General features: G+C 43.0%; 17 protein-coding genes. 12 read left to right on the plus strand and 5 right to left on the minus strand.

Annotated elements, in window-relative coordinates:
* Positions 1–213: 213 nt before the first annotated feature.
* A complete protein-coding gene (zwf, locus tag CFS60_RS04925; RefSeq protein WP_088838904.1) occupies positions 214–1,695 on the plus strand; it encodes a glucose-6-phosphate dehydrogenase in 1,482 nt (493 codons plus the stop codon).
* A gap of 139 nt (positions 1,696–1,834) precedes the next feature.
* Here the strand turns inward: zwf and CFS60_RS04930 are convergent, their stop codons facing one another.
* Positions 1,835–2,503, minus strand: a complete 669-nt coding sequence (locus CFS60_RS04930) for a uracil-DNA glycosylase (protein ID WP_088838905.1) — start codon at positions 2,501–2,503, stop codon at positions 1,835–1,837.
* 238 nt (positions 2,504–2,741) lie between these two features.
* On the opposite strand from CFS60_RS04930, the gene CFS60_RS04935 reads away from it, so the two are divergent.
* A complete protein-coding gene (locus tag CFS60_RS04935) occupies positions 2,742–3,173 on the plus strand; it encodes a YueI family protein (RefSeq protein WP_088809603.1) in 432 nt (143 codons plus the stop codon).
* A gap of 17 nt (positions 3,174–3,190) precedes the next feature.
* Positions 3,191–3,328, plus strand: a complete 138-nt coding sequence (locus CFS60_RS13895; RefSeq protein ID WP_088809602.1) for a hypothetical protein — start codon at positions 3,191–3,193, stop codon at positions 3,326–3,328.
* On the opposite strand, the gene CFS60_RS04945 is transcribed toward CFS60_RS13895, so the two are convergent.
* Positions 3,305–3,772 (minus strand): DUF6884 domain-containing protein, encoded by a 468-nt coding sequence (locus CFS60_RS04945; protein WP_088838906.1) that lies wholly within the window; start codon positions 3,770–3,772, stop codon positions 3,305–3,307. The two genes, CFS60_RS13895 and CFS60_RS04945, sit on opposite strands and share 24 nt — an antisense overlap.
* Positions 3,769–4,290, minus strand: a complete 522-nt coding sequence (locus CFS60_RS04950; protein WP_088838907.1) for a GNAT family N-acetyltransferase — start codon at positions 4,288–4,290, stop codon at positions 3,769–3,771. The genes CFS60_RS04945 and CFS60_RS04950 overlap by 4 nt, the downstream gene beginning before the upstream one ends.
* 633 nt (positions 4,291–4,923) lie before the next feature.
* Here CFS60_RS04950 and ilvD point away from each other — a divergent pair.
* From ilvD to ilvA, 9 genes are read left to right on the plus strand one after another with little or no spacing between them, the layout of a single operon-like run.
* On the plus strand, positions 4,924–6,615 hold the full coding sequence (gene ilvD / locus CFS60_RS04955) for a dihydroxy-acid dehydratase (RefSeq protein WP_088809599.1): 1,692 nt from the start codon (positions 4,924–4,926) through the stop codon (positions 6,613–6,615).
* Positions 6,616–6,624: 9 nt separating this feature from the next.
* A complete protein-coding gene (gene ilvB, locus CFS60_RS04960) occupies positions 6,625–8,337 on the plus strand; it encodes a biosynthetic-type acetolactate synthase large subunit (protein ID WP_179946597.1) in 1,713 nt (570 codons plus the stop codon).
* A 1-nt stretch (position 8,338) separates the two neighbouring features.
* Positions 8,339–8,827 (plus strand): acetolactate synthase small subunit, encoded by a 489-nt coding sequence (gene ilvN / locus CFS60_RS04965; RefSeq protein ID WP_088809597.1) that lies wholly within the window; start codon positions 8,339–8,341, stop codon positions 8,825–8,827.
* 42 nt (positions 8,828–8,869) lie between these two features.
* Positions 8,870–9,880 carry a ketol-acid reductoisomerase gene (gene ilvC, locus CFS60_RS04970; RefSeq protein WP_088809596.1) on the plus strand — a complete coding sequence of 337 codons (1,011 nt, stop codon included), beginning with the start codon at positions 8,870–8,872 and terminating at the stop codon, positions 9,878–9,880.
* Positions 9,881–9,918: 38 nt separating this feature from the next.
* The gene (locus tag CFS60_RS04975; RefSeq protein WP_088825449.1) at positions 9,919–11,451 is read left to right on the plus strand and encodes a 2-isopropylmalate synthase; all 1,533 of its coding nucleotides are present in this window, start codon (positions 9,919–9,921) and stop codon (positions 11,449–11,451) included.
* Entirely contained in the window at positions 11,452–12,513 is a 1,062-nt protein-coding gene (gene leuB / locus CFS60_RS04980) for a 3-isopropylmalate dehydrogenase (RefSeq protein WP_088838909.1), read from the plus strand.
* Positions 12,506–13,903, plus strand: a complete 1,398-nt coding sequence (gene leuC / locus CFS60_RS04985; RefSeq protein WP_088809593.1) for a 3-isopropylmalate dehydratase large subunit — start codon at positions 12,506–12,508, stop codon at positions 13,901–13,903. The genes leuB and leuC overlap by 8 nt, the downstream gene beginning before the upstream one ends.
* Positions 13,881–14,462, plus strand: a complete 582-nt coding sequence (gene leuD, locus CFS60_RS04990; protein ID WP_088809592.1) for a 3-isopropylmalate dehydratase small subunit — start codon at positions 13,881–13,883, stop codon at positions 14,460–14,462. The genes leuC and leuD overlap by 23 nt, the downstream gene beginning before the upstream one ends.
* A 15-nt stretch (positions 14,463–14,477) precedes the next feature.
* On the plus strand, positions 14,478–15,746 hold the full coding sequence (ilvA, locus tag CFS60_RS04995; protein ID WP_088838910.1) for a threonine ammonia-lyase IlvA: 1,269 nt from the start codon (positions 14,478–14,480) through the stop codon (positions 15,744–15,746).
* Positions 15,747–15,782: 36 nt separating this feature from the next.
* On the opposite strand, the gene CFS60_RS05000 is transcribed toward ilvA, so the two are convergent.
* A complete protein-coding gene (locus CFS60_RS05000) occupies positions 15,783–17,084 on the minus strand; it encodes a pyrimidine-nucleoside phosphorylase (RefSeq protein ID WP_088838911.1) in 1,302 nt (433 codons plus the stop codon).
* 104 nt (positions 17,085–17,188) lie between these two features.
* Complete coding sequence (locus tag CFS60_RS05005; protein WP_088809589.1) at positions 17,189–18,190, minus strand: LacI family DNA-binding transcriptional regulator; 1,002 nt, start codon at positions 18,188–18,190, stop codon at positions 17,189–17,191.
* Between the last annotated feature and the right edge of the window lie 14 nt (positions 18,191–18,204).

Here is an 18,204-nt window from a genome sequence, read left to right on the forward strand (position 1 = left end):
TCAATATGTTCCATTTTATCATACTCCTTCAAAAATGAAATGAATTCTCGAAATAAAACGTTTTCATTTTAAATTCACATTCTTTTTCTAGTTCAAACAGTTGCACAAACATACTTTAATGGATAAAATAGTATGGAGCTATAGAGCTTTTTGTGCTCGAATGGATTTATGTAATCCTTGTTAAAGCAGAAACGAGAAAGAGGGTAAGTGCGTATGACAGATAATTTAGAACAAAAAGCTTTGATTACAATTTTTGGCGGTACGGGAGATTTAGCAAATCGAAAACTTTACCCTTCGCTATATCATTTATTTAGCAAAGGCTATTTAAAGAAAAATTTTGCTGTAATTGGAACTGCGCGCCGGGAATGGAGTAATGATTTCTTTCGAGATAAGGTGAAAGAATCAATTCAAGATATTGCCGCTTCAAGTGCTGAAGCAGATGAATTTGCTAGTCATTTTTACTATCAGTCACATGATGTCACCAATAAAGAGTCCTACGTTTCGCTTAAAACATTGTCAGATGAACTTGATCAAAAATATGATTTAGCTGGCAATCGTATTTTCTACTTAGCTATGGCGCCGAACTTTTTCGGCATTATTGCAAGCCGCATCAAATCTGAAGGCTTTGTTGATACGAAAGGTTTCCATCGTTTAATTATTGAAAAACCGTTTGGGCATGACTTAGAAAGTGCTCATGAATTAAATGATTCCCTTCGTGAAGCTTTTCATGAAGATGAAATCTACCGTATTGACCATTACTTAGGGAAAGAAATGATTCAAAATATTTCCGTTATTCGCTTCGCTAATTCTATTATCGAATCACTTTGGAATAATCGTTATATTGACAATATTCAAGTTACGCTAAGTGAAGTTTTAGGTGTTGAAGACCGCGGGCGTTACTATGATGAAAGTGGTGCACTCCGCGATATGGTGCAAAACCATATTTTGCAAATTGTTTCCTTACTTGCCATGGAACCGCCTATTAAACTTTCCACCAAAGAAATTCGTCATGAAAAAGTACGAGCACTACGTTCTCTTCGCGTTTATGAAGGTGAAGAAGTGTTAGAAAACTTCATTCGTGGGCAATACGGTTCTGGTCACGCATTTGGTAAAGATTTAAAAGGTTACCGCGAAGAAGACAATGTGAATCCAGACTCCAATACCGAAACGTTTGTCGCGGCGAAACTATTAATTGATAATTTCCGCTGGACTGGCGTCCCGTTCTATATCCGAACTGGTAAACGTTTAGCTGCCAAAGCTACACAAATTGCGATTCACTTTAAAAACGTCCCAATGAACCTTTTTGGTAGCGATATGTCACTAGGCGGCAATGTGCTCGTCATTCATATCCAACCTAATGAAGGTATCACTTTACATCTTAATGTTAAAAAGCCTGGTCAAGGTATGGAAACCATGCCGATTAATTTAAACTACGCTCATTCTTCTCCAGACGGAATGAACACACCAGAAGCATACGAAAAACTCATTTTAGACTGCTTACGCGGTGATGCCACTTACTTCTCACATTGGGATGAGGTAAGTCTATCTTGGAATTTCATCGATCACGTAGCAGATGTTTGGAAAAACACGAAGGGACACTTCCCGAATTATACACCTGGCACGATGGGGCCAGATGAAGCAGATGAACTACTCGCTAAGGACGGCTTTAGCTGGTTTAAAGTTCATGAAGAATAAAAAACAAGCGGCGAGGAATTAAATCCTCGCCGCTTGTTTTTAAACATTGTCCGCACTTTTATGGCTAATCGCAAAAGCTCTGCTTCTGTTTTTGGCTCCATTTGGGAATTTAATGCCTCTAATCTTATCATTACTTCCCTTAGCTGTTTATATTTTGGAGGGCCCAATCAATTTTCCCGCGCCCAGATTTTTCGAGAAAATCATTTGCTTTTGAAAATGGTTGGCTTCCAAAAAATCCGCCATTTGCCGCAAGTGGTGATGGGTGCGTTCCTTTAATTAAATAATGTTTTGGATTTGTCACACCTTCTGCTACCTTTTGAGCGTGGTTGCCCCAAAGAATAAACACAAGTGGTTCGGGGTAATCATTTAGTTCAGCTAACACTCTTTTCGTGAAAGTAGCCCAGCCATATGATTTATGGCTTCCCGCCGCCCCTTCCTGAACGCTCCAACTTGTGTTCATCATCAAAACACCTTGCTCCGCCCAACCACCTAAATAACCATGATTTGGCGCATCAATATTTAAGTCCGTTTTCAACTCTTTATACATATTTCGCAAGCTAGGCGGAATTTTTTGCCCCGGTTTAACCGAGAAACTAAGTCCATGCGCCTGCCCCGCGCGGTGATACGGATCTTGCCCGATAATGACCACTTTAGTCTTTTCATATGGGCATAATTTAAAACAGGAAAACATATCTTCTTCAGGTGGATAAACATTTCCTAAACGACGTGCCGCACCAACTTTTTCCATCAGTTCGACAAAATAAGTTTCATTCGCTTCCTGCTCTAAAAATTCACTCCAGCTTTTCATTAAGCTTACACCTCTTGCTTTCTTTTTTGACTAAAAAGAAAATATACGCCTAGCATACTTTCTAAGCCTCATCTTATGTATTTTTTTAGATTGCCCTAACTTATACTACAAAACGTAGTTATAAAAATTATATCATACCTAGAAGTTAAAAATAAAGTGCAAATTGATTATTCAAGCTTGAATTTAAATGGGCACATGCTAAAATGAAAGAGAATAATCTTAAAGGAGCAGTTGTAAAATGGCTGATAATTTGCAAGACTACATCGACAACGGGTTATATGGTCCGAAAGAATTGAATCCAGCAGAAAAAAAGAAATATTTGGGAACGTACCGAGAACGCGTCATTGTTGCGTTAAATAAAAGTGAAGTTCTTTCTAAAAAAATGTTGCCTGAACTAGAAGAAAAGGTTCTCACGTATGAAGGTTCAAAATTACTTTTAAATGGCGCACTTGGATACGCGCTGCTTCGACCATATATCCAAATTGCTGAACGAACGAAACATGAGTTTTCAATTGTGTCACGTGAAGAAGAGGATACCGATATTTATCTCGTTTTAGCCGATACAAAAGAAGTGAATATCGAAGACGTCCATTTACATGCGGAGCAAAAGGAACCTGAAAACACAGAGAAACGCTCCCTTTTAGACAAAATCAAAGAAATTTTAAATTAGCATAGGAGGTTTAAAAGATGTTACACATAGTTGTTGTCGCATTATGCGCGCTAATGCTAATTCAATCACTTTACTTTTTCATTCGAAAAAACGTCAATATGGGCGTACTTTTCTTATTAATTACAGCCGCTTTATTCATGCTCACACGCATTTAACGGCTGATTGGACAAAATGGCTTGTTTCAATTTTGCCTGCATCACGCCAATTCCCGAGTAGCCAATGAGTGGCTGCACAAATTGCTGCGTACCACCTGTGATTTGTTCCAGAAGCGGACCATATTTTTTGCCACCAAGTAGAATAATTGATTCTTGATTTTCAAGTTTTAATGCGCGCCACTGCGCTTTTAGTGCGTCTAGTTGAATAGTTTCAGCTGTGACGCCTTTTTGATTGAAACGGACATCATATGTTTTCAAAAGGGTATCATTTGGGTGCAGGAATCCGTATTTTGGGGACAAAATCACGTATTCATCTGCAAATTTTTCTGCGTAAGCCTGACAGAGTTTATGAAACGTTCCAGTGTATGCTTTTCTTGTCTGACAAGGACCATATTTTGGATTTTTATCCCATATCTTAGGTTTCCCAGAAGGAATTATCATCATGTTTGATCCAGCTCCCAAAGTGTAATTTTCCCGCCTAGTTGCATTTCATCGTGACCTTCTCGGTATTTAAAGCCGGTGCCTTGTAAAACATGTATCGAAGCTAAATTATGCTCAAATGACCGCGCAAAAATGCGGGTTATTTTTTTCTGCGCGACAAGCCACAAAACCATTTCAGCTAACGCCTCTTTCATGTATCCATGGCCTTGATAGCTTTCTACAATGCTGTATCCGAGCTCAATTTCTCCTGTTTCGTCGGGATTCCCTTGCCCACCAATTTCACCGATTACAATGCCTTCTTCTTTTAAGACAACAAGTTTTGTCCACTTTGTCATCTCAGGTTTGTTTTTCACATTTTCCAGAACATATGGTAAATAAAAAAAGAAATCGATTCCCGGCCATTCTTCTGAAACATCGTATCCCGTCACTTTTTCGAGCTCTGAAATACCTTTAATTGTGGCCTCAATCATTTCAAATGTATATTCAATTAAAAGCAACCGTCTTGTTTCCAAAGGTTCCATTTTATTCCCTTGCTTTCCTCATCAAATTTACTAATTTAAACTTATCAAAAAAAGCTCCACTTGTATACTTTTGGGTCCATCGTGATAAAAATATAATAATTTTAATCAAAAAGTAAAACTATTCTGTTTTCTTTTTTTATTTTCATCGAGAAAGCGTTTTCTTTTAAGTTATAGGTGGATTGTTATACCTGGTACTAATTTATCATTTTTCTATTCTCAATTATTGAATCGTCTAAACTGACAGAAAATTTTCAAATAACTGTTGACTTCTACGAGCAACACGTTTATATTTAATTATAACATTACATCACTTGCTAGATTTAAAGCTTTGATGTGGTAAATTATGAATGCTATATCCCATTTTGATTAAAAGGAGTTAATGACCATGAAACAAGTATCATTTAATGCCGTCATTACAATTTTATTACTCTAGCAGGACTTTGAATTCGCGATTTCAAGCGGTTTCGAGTCCTGTTTAGAATTACTAAATGGGATTCTTTCAAAGCATCCCATTTTGTTTGGAACAAAATTGGGGTGCTTTTTCTTTTGAAAAGATAGCTAGCATACATTTATTGTTTAGTAAATTCACAAAATTCTGCTTAGAAAATTTATGGTAGGAAAAGGGGTAGAAAAATGCGAAGTGATAAAATCAAAAAAGGTGTTGAACAAGCACCGGCAAGAAGCTTGCTGCATGCAACGGGGCAACTAAAAAGCCCGGGTGACATGAATAAGCCATTCATTGCAATCTGTAATTCATATATTGATATTGTTCCGGGTCACGTACATTTACGTGAACTTGCAGATGTAGCGAAGGAAGCTATTCGCGAAGCTGGCGGTATTCCATTTGAGTTCAATACGATTGGTGTAGATGATGGGATTGCGATGGGACATATTGGTATGCGTTATTCCCTACCAAGTCGCGAAATCATTGCGGATGCGGCAGAAACTGTTATTAATGCGCACTGGTTTGATGGCGTGTTTTATATTCCGAATTGCGATAAAATTACGCCCGGCATGTTGCTCGCATCAGTTCGGACAAACGTCCCCGCTATTTTTTGTTCAGGTGGCCCGATGAAAGCTGGTCTTTCAGCAACCGGAAAAGCGTTAACGCTCTCCTCCGTTTTTGAAGCTGTTGGATCATTTAAAGAAGGCTCGATGTCGAAAGAAGAATTTTTAGATATGGAAAAAAACGCGTGTCCAACTTGCGGTTCATGCGCAGGAATGTTCACTGCCAACTCCATGAATTGTCTGATGGAAATTCTTGGTCTTGCTCTTCCGGGTAACGGGACGACACTCGCAGTTTCAGATGACCGGCGCGAACTGATTCGGAAATCGGCTTTTCATTTGATGGATTTGGTTAAAAAGGACATTCGTCCAAGAGATATTGTTACGAAGGATGCCATTGATGATGCGTTTGCGCTTGATATGGCGATGGGCGGTTCAACCAACACGGTACTGCACACGCTCGCGCTTGCTAATGAAGCAGGCATCGATTATGAGCTTGAGCGAATTAATGATATTGCAGCTCGTGTACCCTACCTTTCAAAAATCGCCCCGTCTTCCGCCTATTCGATGCACGATGTTCATGAGGCTGGTGGCGTTTCTGCCATAGTGAAAGAACTTGTGGAACTTGAAAATGCGATTCACCCTGACCGAATCACGGTAACGGGCAAAACGATTCGCGAAAATGTAGCGGATGCGGCAATCAAAAATGAAAAAGTCATTCATCCGAAAGAAGATCCTTATAGCCCTGTTGGCGGGTTATCCATTCTCTTTGGCAACATTGCACCAAAAGGAGCGGCGATTAAAGTCGGCGGTGTAGATCCGTCCGTTCAAGTGTTTAAAGGCGAAGCGATTTGCTTTAGTTCACACGATGAAGCGGTTGAAGCGATTGATAATCATACCGTAAAAGAAGGTCACGTCGTGGTCATTCGCTATGAAGGTCCAAAAGGCGGGCCGGGAATGCCAGAAATGCTCGCACCAACCTCTTCTATCGTTGGTCGCGGACTTGGTAAAGATGTGGCGCTCATCACAGACGGTAGATTTTCCGGAGCAACTCGCGGCATTGCCGTCGGTCATATTTCACCAGAAGCAGCAGCGGGTGGTCCGATTGCACTCGTTCGGGACGGTGACCAAATTATCATCGACTTGCCGAACAGAACGCTAAACGTGGACGTGTCAGATGCCGAACTTGAAGCGCGCAAACAAGAACTACAACCTTTTAAAGCAAAAGTAAAAACGGGTTATTTGGCTCGTTACACAGCGCTCGTCACATCGGCTCATACAGGCGGCGTTATGCAAATTCCAGAAGACTTATTAGATTAAAACGAGGTGATGAAGATGCTAAAAAACGAAGTAAGCGACACGGCAGCAAAAACAGGCGCCGAACTGCTAATTGATGCCTTGAATAAACAAAACGTTGAAATGATTTTTGGCTATCCGGGTGGTGCCGTTCTACCGCTTTACGATGGATTTTATGACTGCAATATTCCGCATATTTTGGCAAGACACGAACAAGGTGCCATTCATGCGGCGGAAGGTTATGCGAAAGTGACGGGCAAACCAGGCGTTGTTGTTGTGACAAGTGGGCCTGGTGCTACGAACGTGCTAACTGGAATTGCTGATGCCATGAGCGATTCAATTCCTTTAGTCGTTTTTACTGGCCAAGTTCATACGCCGGGAATTGGTAAAGACGCCTTCCAAGAGGCTGATATGATTGGGCTAACCATTCCGATTACAAAATACAATTACCAAGTGCGCGATGTGCGTGACTTACCACGAATTGTAAATGAAGCATTTCATATTGCGACAACCGGTCGAAAAGGCCCTGTTGTAATTGATATTCCAAAAGACATTGGAATTGCGCATACGGATGTGGTACATCCCGATACAATTGATTTACCGGGATACCAACCTACTTACTTACCGAATCCATTGCAAGTAGAAAAATTGATGCAGGCGCTTGAAAAAGCGAATAAGCCGCTCATTTTAGCAGGTGCAGGCGTAAATCATTCGCGCGCGACGGCTGAACTTTTAGAATTTGCAGAACGTTATGAAATACCAGTTGTGAATACCTTACTTGGTCTTGGGAGCTTCCCTTCTGATCACGAACTTTTTCTTGGTATGGGCGGTATGCATGGCTCCTATGCTGCCAACATGGCGCTAACAGATTGCGATTTGCTCATCAACTTTGGTTCACGCTTCGATGATCGTTTAGCAAGCGCACCAAAAGAATTTGCCAAACACGCTGTTATTGCTCATGTTGATATTGACCCAGCGGAAATTGGTAAAATTATTCCGACGCAAATTCCTATTGTGGCAGACATTAATGAAACGCTACAGCAAATTTTAAAAATGGATTTAGCGGACAAGGAAGATATTACCCACTGGCACAAATTAAATATGACGCGAAAAGAACGACATCCTTATTCATATGACCGGAAACAAAATGCTGAGATTAAACCGCAAAAAGTAATTGAACTCGTTGGTGAATTAACAAATGGTGAGGCGCTTGTGGCAACGGACGTTGGGCAGCATCAAATGTGGGTGGCACAATTTTATCCTTTCCAATTTGATCATCAAATTATTACAAGTGGCGGTCTAGGCACGATGGGCTTTGGGATTCCAGCTGGGATTGGCGCAAAGTTAGCTTTTCCAAATAAAACGGTCGTGGCTTTTGTTGGCGATGGTGGCTTTCAAATGACGTCGCAGGAACTGGCGATTTTAAATGATTACGGCATCGCACTTAAGACGATTATTTTAAACAATGGCTCTCTTGGGATGGTCAGACAGTGGCAGGAAAAATTCCACAATGAGCGCTTTTCACATTCCATTTTCCAAAGTCAGCCTGATTTTGTGAAGCTTAGTGAAGCATACGGGGTCAAGAGTGTACGCATCACAGACCCTGAAACGCTTGAAGCGAAATTACGCGAAGCTTTTTCACACGATGGTCCTGCTGTCATTGATGTTCATATTTCAAAAAATGAGCTCGTGCTGCCGATGGTGCCGAGTGGAAAACCGAATCATCAGATGGAGGGAGTCGAGTGAGATGCGCAGAATTATTACGGCAACGGTGAACAACGCTTCGGGGGTTTTGAACCGGATTACGGGTGTCATTTCGAGGCGACAATATAATATCGATAGTATTTCGGTTGGTTGGACAGAAACCCCGAATGTATCGCGGATTACGATTGTTGTTCATGTGGACTCACTGTATGAAATTGAGCAAGTGACGAAGCAATTAAATAAGCAAATTGATGTGTTAAAGGTTAGTGATATTACAGATGATCCGCATATTGAGCGTGAATTAGCACTTGTGAAAATTAGCGCCCCTGCTTCTGTTCGTGCGGAGCTCACTGCTGTGATTGAACCTTTTCGAGCGACGATTATTGATGTCGGTGCAAAAAGCATTGTCATTCAAGTTGCGGGAACGAGTGAAAAGGTAGACGCCTTTGTCGATGTTGTCAGACCTTATGGAATTAAACAAATGGCAAGAACTGGTGTGACTGGCTTTACACGCAGTCCGAAAAAAAATTAGGTAATGAATTACCCTATAGAAAAAAATTTGGAGGTTAGGAAAATGACAAAAGTTTATTATGAAGATGCAGTAAATGGAAATGCTTTAGAAGGAAAAACGGTTGCGGTTATTGGGTATGGTTCGCAAGGTCACGCCCATTCTCAAAATTTACGTGATAATGGAAATAACGTTATTATCGGTATTCGTGAAGGTAAATCAGCGGAAGCGGCAAGAAATGATGGTTTTAAAGTATATTCTGTCAAAGATGCTGCTGAAAAAGCTGATGTGGTCATGATTTTGCTTCCTGATGAGACACAAGGAGAAGCTTATGAAAATGAAATTAAACCCGGCCTAGAAGCTGGCAATGCACTTGTTTTTGCACATGGTTTTAACATTCACTTTGACGTTATCACGCCGCCAAGTGACGTGGATGTATTTTTAGTAGCGCCAAAAGGTCCTGGGCATCTTGTTCGTCGCACATTCGTTGAAGGCGGTGCAGTCCCTGCCCTGTTTGCAGTTTACCAAGATGCAACTGGAGGCGCGCGCGATGTTGCTTTATCTTATGCAAAAGGTATCGGAGCAACACGTGCTGGCGTTATTGAAACAACCTTTAAAGAAGAAACGGAAACAGATTTATTCGGTGAACAAGCTGTTCTTTGCGGCGGTGCTACACATTTAATCCAAGCTGGTTTTGAAACGCTTGTGGAAGCGGGTTACCAACCTGAACTTGCTTACTTTGAAGTGCTGCACGAAATGAAATTAATTGTGGATTTAATGTATGAAGGCGGTATGGAAAAAATGCGCCACTCCATTTCAAATACGGCGGAATACGGTGATTACGTATCTGGTCCTCGCGTTGTGACGGCGGATACGAAAAAAGCAATGAAAGAAGTACTTACGGATATTCAAAACGGAAATTTTGCCAAAGCCTTTATTGATGATAATAAAAACGGCTTTAAAGAATTCCACCGTTTGCGTGCTGAACAAAAAGGACATCAAATTGAGGAAGTTGGCGCGAATTTACGTCGTATGATGCCATTTGTAAATCCTAAACAAGTTGAACAAGTCAAATAATTTTGTTCCATCAAATAAATCTAATGAGGTGAAATCGAATGAAAAAAATCCAGTTTTTTGACACTACACTTCGCGACGGCGAACAAACCCCTGGAGTAAATTTTGATGTAAAGGAGAAAGTTAGAATCGCCTTACAACTGGAAAAACTTGGTGTAGATGTCATCGAAGCCGGTTTTCCGATTTCTTCTCTAGGTGATTTTGAATGCGTGAAAGCCATTAGTGAAGCCGTTCAAACATCTAGTGTAACTGGTTTAGCACGTTGCCGGGAACAGGACATTTTACGGGCACATGAAGCGCTAAAACATGCGAAAAGCCCGCAACTGCATATTTTTCTTGCGACAAGCGACGTCCATATGCAGTACAAACTCAAAATGACCAAAGATGAAGTTTTGTCTTCTATCAAACACCACGTTACTTTTGCTAGAAAGCTATTTAACATTGTTCAATTTTCGCCAGAAGATGCGACGCGGACAGATCGGGCGTTTCTAATTGAGGCCGTTCAAACCGCCATTCATGCTGGCGCAAAGGTAATTAATATCCCTGACACGGTCGGCTACACGAATCCTACCGAATTTGGCCAGCTCTTCCGTGACCTAAAAGCGAACATTCCAGAATTTGATGATGTGATTTTTTCCTCGCATTGTCACGATGACCTTGGAATGGCAGTTGCCAATTCGCTGGCGGCAATTGAAAACGGTGCGCTCCGCGTGGAAGGTGCTATTAATGGCATCGGCGAACGTGCGGGCAATACTGCACTTGAGGAAGTCGCTGTAGCGCTCCACATTCGGAAGGATTTCTACCAAGCGGAAACGAATATAACACTCAATCAAATTAAGGCGACGAGCGATTTGGTAAGCCGGCTTTCAGGCATGCCGGTTCCGCGCAACAAAGCGGTTATTGGTGGCAATGCCTATGCGCATGAATCGGGCATTCACCAAGATGGTGTGCTGAAAAATCCGGATACGTATGAGATTATTACGCCAGCTCTTGTTGGCGTTCAAAAAAATTCGCTACCACTTGGGAAGCTTTCTGGGCGGCACGCGTTCACAGCACGCATGGAGGAACTCGGCTATTCGCTTTCGGAAGCGGAACAAAACGAAGCCTTTAAACAATTTAAAAATCTTGCTGATGTTAAAAAGGAAATCTCCGAGGCAGACTTGCATGCGTTAGTGGCTGGTCAAGCGGCTGAAACAGCGGAAAATGAATCGCTGACTCACCTCCAAGTGCAATTTGTGACAGATGGCGTTCAGGCGGCGGTCGTTAGAACAGAGGGACAAGATGGCGTGCGCGAAGACGCTGCGACTGGAGCTGGAAGCATTGAAGCGATTTACAACACGATTAATCGTCTGCTAAATCAAGACGTTACGCTCGTGAATTATCACATTCAAGCCATTACTCCTGGTCAAGATGCACAAGCGGAAGTTCATGTGGTTATTAAAAATCAAGCGGGCCATGAAATTCACGGAATTGGCATTGACCATGATGTGCTGACCGCAAGTGCGAAGGCATACTTAAATGCAAGCACGAAAAAAATGCCTGAAACAGAAAAGTCATTTGAGGAGGCACGCTAAATGGAGTACACGATTACAGCACTTCCAGGCGACGGGATTGGACCAGAAATTATGGAGGCTGGTCTTTCTGCGCTAAAGGAAATTGAAAAACAATTTGGTCATACGTTTCAAATTAAAACTTGCGCGTTTGGTGGGGCGGCAATTGATTTGACAGGCCAGCCATTTCCAGAAGAAACGCTTCAAGCATGTCTAAGCGCTGACGCCATTTTGCTTGCGGCAATTGGAGGCCCAAAGTGGGATGATGCACCGATTCGGCCGGAACAAGGCTTACTTGCTCTTCGGAAATCACTCGGTTTGTTCGCAAATATTCGTCCTGTACAGGTGTCTAGAAGTATTAGCCATCTCTCCCCTTTAAAACAAGAGATTGTAAATGGCACTGACTTGGTGATTGTGCGGGAGCTGACGGGTGGGCTTTACTTCGGTGAGCCGAAGCGTTTCGACGCAGACAGCGCGGTAGATACGCTCGTTTATTCTGCTGAAGAGATCCGTCGAATTATCGTTCAGGCGTTTGAAATTGCGAAAAACCGCAAGAAAAAAGTGACTTCGGTTGATAAAGCGAATGTACTTGCATCGAGCAAATTGTGGCGCCAAATCGCAAATGATGTGGCGGCGGACTATCCTGACGTTACACTCGAACATCAATATGTGGACGCATGTGCGATGCATTTGATTCAAAATCCGCGGCAATATGATGTGCTCGTTACGGAAAACATGTTTGGTGATATTTTAAGTGACGAAGCCTCTGTTTTGTCTGGCTCACTGGGCATGCTTCCTTCGGCGAGTTTTGCGGAAAATGGACCTTCGCTTTATGAGCCGATTCACGGATCTGCGCCTGATATTGCGGGTCAAAACGTAGCAAACCCAATTTCGATGATTTTATCAGTTGCGATGATGTTAAGGGAATCTTTCCACTTGGAAGCTGAGGCGCACGCACTGGAAACCGCTGTAAATGATACCTTAATAGCCGGGTTTTTCACAAAAGACTTAAAAGGCGAAACGAGTACGACGGCCTTTACGGCAGAAGTTCAAAAACGGATTAAAGGAGGCGTTACACATGGGTAAGACGCTATTTGATAAATTGTGGGACCGTCATGTGATTTACGGGGAAGTTGGTGAACCGCAGTTATTATATGTTGATTTGCATCTCATCCATGAAGTGACTTCTCCGCAGGCGTTTGAAGGGCTTCGCATGGGAAATCGTCCAGTAAGACGGCCAGATAAGACGTTTGCGACGATGGATCACAACGTTCCGACTGAAGATATTTTTAACATTCAAGACTTAGTAGCGAAAAAACAAATTGAAGCTTTGCAAAAAAACTGTCGCGATTTTGGTGTCACACTTGCCGATGTAGGTTCTGACCGACAAGGAATTGTGCACATGGTGGGCCCTGAAACGGGGCTGACACAACCTGGGAAAGTCATTGTATGCGGTGACTCGCATACGGCGACACACGGGGCCTTTGGCGCGATTGGTTTTGGGATTGGTTCAAGTGAAGTGGAACATGTTTTTGCGACGCAAACCATTTGGCAGCAGAAACCGAAGTCGATGGGCATTGAAATTACGGGCGAGCTGCAACCAGGCGTTTATGCGAAGGATATTATTTTGCATTTAATTGCCACTTATGGCGTTGCTTTTGGAACGGGATATGCCATTGAATATTTCGGCGATACGATATCGAAGCTCACGATGGAAGAACGTATGACCATTTGCAATATGGCAATTGAAGGTGGCGCAAAAATGGGCATGATGGCGCCAGATCAAACGACATTTGACTATGTTCGCGGACGTGAATATGCACCGCAAGATATGGAAGCGGCCATTACAGATTGGCAGACGCTGAAAACAGACGACGACGCTACTTATGATTTGCATCTTCAAGTTGACGTTTCCACTCTCGAACCTTACGTCACATGGGGAACGAATCCTGAAATGGGCGTGCCGATTTCCCAGCCGTTCCCAGCGATTCAAAATATTAACGATGAGCGTGCCTACACTTACATGGGACTTACTCCTGGCGCACGCGCCGAAGATATTGAGCTCGGATACGTCTTTATCGGTTCGTGCACGAACGCACGGATTTCTGATCTTGAGGAAGCGGCTAAAATCATTGCGGGGAAAAAAGTTAAACCGGGGATTCGCGCACTCGTCGTCCCGGGTTCGCGCAAAGTCCGTTTTGAAGCAGAAAAGCGTGGTTTAGATGAGGTGTTTAAGGCGGCCGGATTTGAGTGGCGCGAGCCTGGTTGCTCAATGTGTCTTGGGATGAATCCCGACCAAGTGCCAGATGGTGTGCACTGCGCCTCGACGTCCAACCGTAATTTTGAAGGACGACAAGGGAAAGGTGCTAGAACGCATCTCGTCTCCCCTGCTATGGCCGCGGCAGCAGCTATTCACGGCAAATTTATTGATGTTCGAAAGGAGGCTGTTCTTAGTGGAAGCTATTCAAATTCATAAAGGGCAAACGGTGGCGCTCATGAATGATAACATCGACACCGACCAAATTATTCCAAAGACCTTTTTAAAACGAATTGAAAAAACGGGATTTGGTGAATTTCTGTTTGATGAGTGGCGCTATTTGCCAAATCGTAAGCCAAATCCTGAATTCCCGCTTAATGCGGCTGACAGACAAAACGCGACGATTCTAGTAACTGGCGACAATTTTGGTTGCGGCTCGTCGCGCGAACATGCCGCTTGGGCGCTACTTGATTACGGCTTCCGGGTCATCATTGCCGGTGGCTACAGCGACATTTTTTACATGAACTGCACAAAAAACGGAGTCCTCCCCATTGTGTTGCCTGCTCTGGCACGCGAGAAACTGTCCAAAATTTCCTCCGAAGAAGAAATCGTTATCGACTTGCCAAATCAAGAGGTGCGAAGCTCTGTCGGTCAATTTTCATTCACGATTGACCCCACTTGGAAAGAAAAGTTTTTGAACGGACTCGACGATATCGCGATTACGCTCGAACATTTAGATGCCATTTTGGCGTATGAAGAAAAAATCGAAACCAAATAGAAAGGTTGTGAAAAAATGGAACTGGCTGATGTACTCGTATCAAAATCCGATGTTTTAAAAGCATATGAGGTGTTAAAATCCATCGTAAAACGGACTCCGCTCGAACTAGATCCGTATCTCTCGCACAAATACGACTGCCAAGTTTTCCTTAAACGCGAAGATTTGCAATGGGTCCGCTCCTTTAAACTCCGCGGTGCCTACTATGCCATTCACCGCTTAGGCGAAGCCGAACGCGCAAAAGGCGTCACATGCGCAAGCGCTGGCAATCACGCACAAGGCGTTGCTTATACATGTCAAAAATTGGGGGTAAAAGCAGCCATTTTCATGCCCACAACTACGCCAAATCAGAAGGTCTCGCAAGTAAAATTTTTCGGTGGTGAGTTTGTCGACGTCATTTTAACAGGCGACACATTCGACGCATCTGCTGAATCTGCCAAAGCTTATTCAAAGGAGCATAAAACTACTTTCATCGCGCCGTTTGATGATCTTGATATCATTGCAGGCCAAGGCACGCTTGCTGTTGAAGCCTTTTATGACCTCGAAGCGGCTGGGGAAAAAGCCGATTACGTTTTCGCAGCAATTGGCGGTGGCGGCTTAATTAGTGGCATTTCGAGTTTCATGAAAGAAGCTAGCCCACATACGAAAATAATTGGCGTTGAGCCAAGCGGTGCACCTTCGATGGCGGCTGCCCTTGAAGCCGGCAAAACGGTCAATCTCCCCCAAATCGACAAGTTTGTAGACGGGGCGGCTGTGAAGCAAGTCGGTGAACTCACCTTTAAACATGCCGAGAAGTTTATAGATGGTTGCATTTCAGTCCCAGAAGGCGAAGTTTGCCAGACGATTCTTGAGATGTACACAAAGCAAGCGATTGTGGCGGAACCGGCTGGAGCCCTGTCTGTTGCGGCGCTCGAACACTATAAAGAAGAAATTAAAGGGAAAACGGTCGTCTGCGTGGTGAGCGGTGGTAATAATGACATCAATCGCATGCAGGAAATCGAGGAGCGCTCCCTTCTGTTCCAAGGTTTAAAGCATTACTTTATCGTAAATTTCCCGCAACGCCCTGGTGCGCTAAAGGAATTTGTTGGTGAGGTGCTCGGACCGCATGATGACATTACTAAATTTGAATACACGAAAAAAATCAATCGTGGCAACGGGCCTGTTATCATTGGCGTGCTACTAAGTTATAAAGAAGACTATCCCGCGCTGCTCGAGCGAATGGGAATCTTTGACCCAAGTTTCATTCCGATTAATGATAATCAAACTTTATATACTCTTTTGGTTTAAAAAAAAAGCGTTTGGGGGTGCCCCAAACGCTTTTCATTATTCCGTGATAATTTTATGCACCAGTTTCGGCGCTTCCGCCTGACTAGAAATGCGGATATTCTCATAAATTTTCTCTGTGACACCCGCCACATCTTCCTTATTGCTGAAAATGGTTACGAGAGAGTCGCCTGCTTGAACGGCATCGCCAACTTTTTTGCGTAACATCAGTCCAACCGCTAGATCAATTTCATCTTCTTTCGTTGCACGCCCGGCACCTAGAATCATTGCGGCCACACCAATTTCGTCTGCTACAATTTCGCTCACAAAACCACTTTTTTTAGTAGGTACTTCAATTTTATATGTAGCTTGTGGCAATTTTTCTGGCGAATCTACAATGCTTGCATCGCCACCTTGGTTTTCTAAAAACTGTTTAAATTTCTGAAGCGCCTGTCCATTTTTCATAACAGCAAGCAATTTTTCGCGCGCCTCTTCTAAACTTTCTGCCTGCTTCGCTAACACTACCATTTGACTGCCTAGCACTAAAACAAGTTCCGTCAAATCAGCTGGACCTTCCCCTTTTAGCGTATCAATCGCTTCCTTCACTTCAAGCGCATTCCCAATTGCGTAGCCTAGCGGTTGCGACATATCAGAAATAACGGCCATCGTATTGCGACCAACACTGTTCCCAATGCGCACCATCGCCCGCGCCAAGTTTTCAGCATCTTCATCGGTTTTCATAAACGCACCCGCGCCAGTTTTCACATCCAAACAAATCGCGTCCGCACCTGCGGCAATTTTTTTACTCATAATTGAACTCGCAATAAGCGGAATGGAATCCACCGTACCCGTTACATCACGAAGAGCGTACAGTTTTTTATCGGCGGGTGTTAAGTTGCCAGACTGTCCAATGACAGCCACCTTATCGCGGTTCACAAGCTCAATGAAGTCATCTTTCGTAATCTCGACATGAAATCCTTCCACCGCTTCTAATTTGTCAATCGTGCCGCCTGTGTGCCCTAAACCTCGCCCAGACATTTTCGCAACCGGAACACCTAAAGCCGCAACAAGCGGAGCTAAAACGAGTGTTGTCGTATCCCCTACGCCACCTGTGGAGTGTTTATCTACTTTTATTCCGTGAATGGCCGACAAATCAATTGTTTCACCTGAATTCACCATCGCCATCGTCATATCCGCGCGCTCGTTATCTGTCATATCTTCAAAATAAATCGCCATGAGTAGTGCACTCACTTGATAATCAGGAATTTCCCCTTTCGTATATCCCTCAATAAAAAAATTAATTTCAGCCGTCGTAAGTTCGTGCCCGTCCCTTTTCTTGGAAATAATATCCACCATTCTCACGCTAACCACTCCTTATTTGGTATCGGTTACATTTTTAGTAAACCGTTTTACTTTTGACTAAAACTATCAGATATTTTCACTATACTTGAGGCTACCAAGTTCTGTCAAATCTTTTTTGTGCTGCCTCGCTCAATCAACTTTAAATCGAGTAAACGATTTTTCATTTTTTCTTCTGGGCAAGCAATTTTTTGCAAGAGAAATTCGGCTGCAATCGCGCCAATTTCATAGATAGGCTGGCGAATGGTTGTAAGTGGCGGCGTCATGAATTCCGAAAGTTCGATATCATCAAAGCCAATGACCGATAAATCCTCTGGAATTTTAATCCCCTTATCAAAAAGAAAGCGATAAAGTCCGACAGCCATTAAATCATTCGTTGCGAACACGCCTGTTACACCGCCTGCAAGCAACTTATCCCCAGCTTTAAATCCGCCGTCCATCGTCTGATCCCCGCTAGCAATCCAGTCTTCTGGTACGGTTATGCCCGCATCTTTCATACACGCCAAATAGCCTTCATAACGCTCAAATACGTTGTAAAATGAGTTGTCCGAAATAATAATCCCGATTTTTTCGTGACCAAGTTCAAGTAAATGTTTGGTCGCCATATAACCGCCCTCATAGTCATCAACAGCAATTCGTCCTTCTTTTTGTTCATTTCGTTGTCGATCGAGTAAAATGTACGGTTTCTTTTTTTCACGCATACGTTCGAATACTTTGGAAGCTAAAATATTTGGGCTGGCAATAATAAGTCCATCTACAGCGCGGTGTAGTAGTTCCTCCACATATCTATCTTCGCGCTCTTTATCATTGGAAGAGTTGCAAAGCATAATCATGTAATCATGTTGATTTAAATAGTCTTCTGCCCCTTTGACCATTTGCGAAAAAAAAGCATCCGTCACTTCTGGTACAACCATGCCAATTGTATTCGTATGATTCGTGACCATATTTTTAGCAAAAAAATTCGGTTTATACGCCATATCTTTTGCTGCTTTTAACACGCGATTTTTAGTTACCTCGCTAAACCTGTCCCCTTTTCCGTTTAAGATTTGCGAAATGGCCGTAATCGAAACACCCGTTTTCTCCGCAATCTCCCGAATCGTTACACTCATGCCGTTCCCCCGCT

The organism is Listeria sp. ILCC792 (assembly GCF_900186135.1).
Classification (GTDB): domain Bacteria; phylum Bacillota; class Bacilli; order Lactobacillales; family Listeriaceae; genus Listeria; species Listeria goaensis.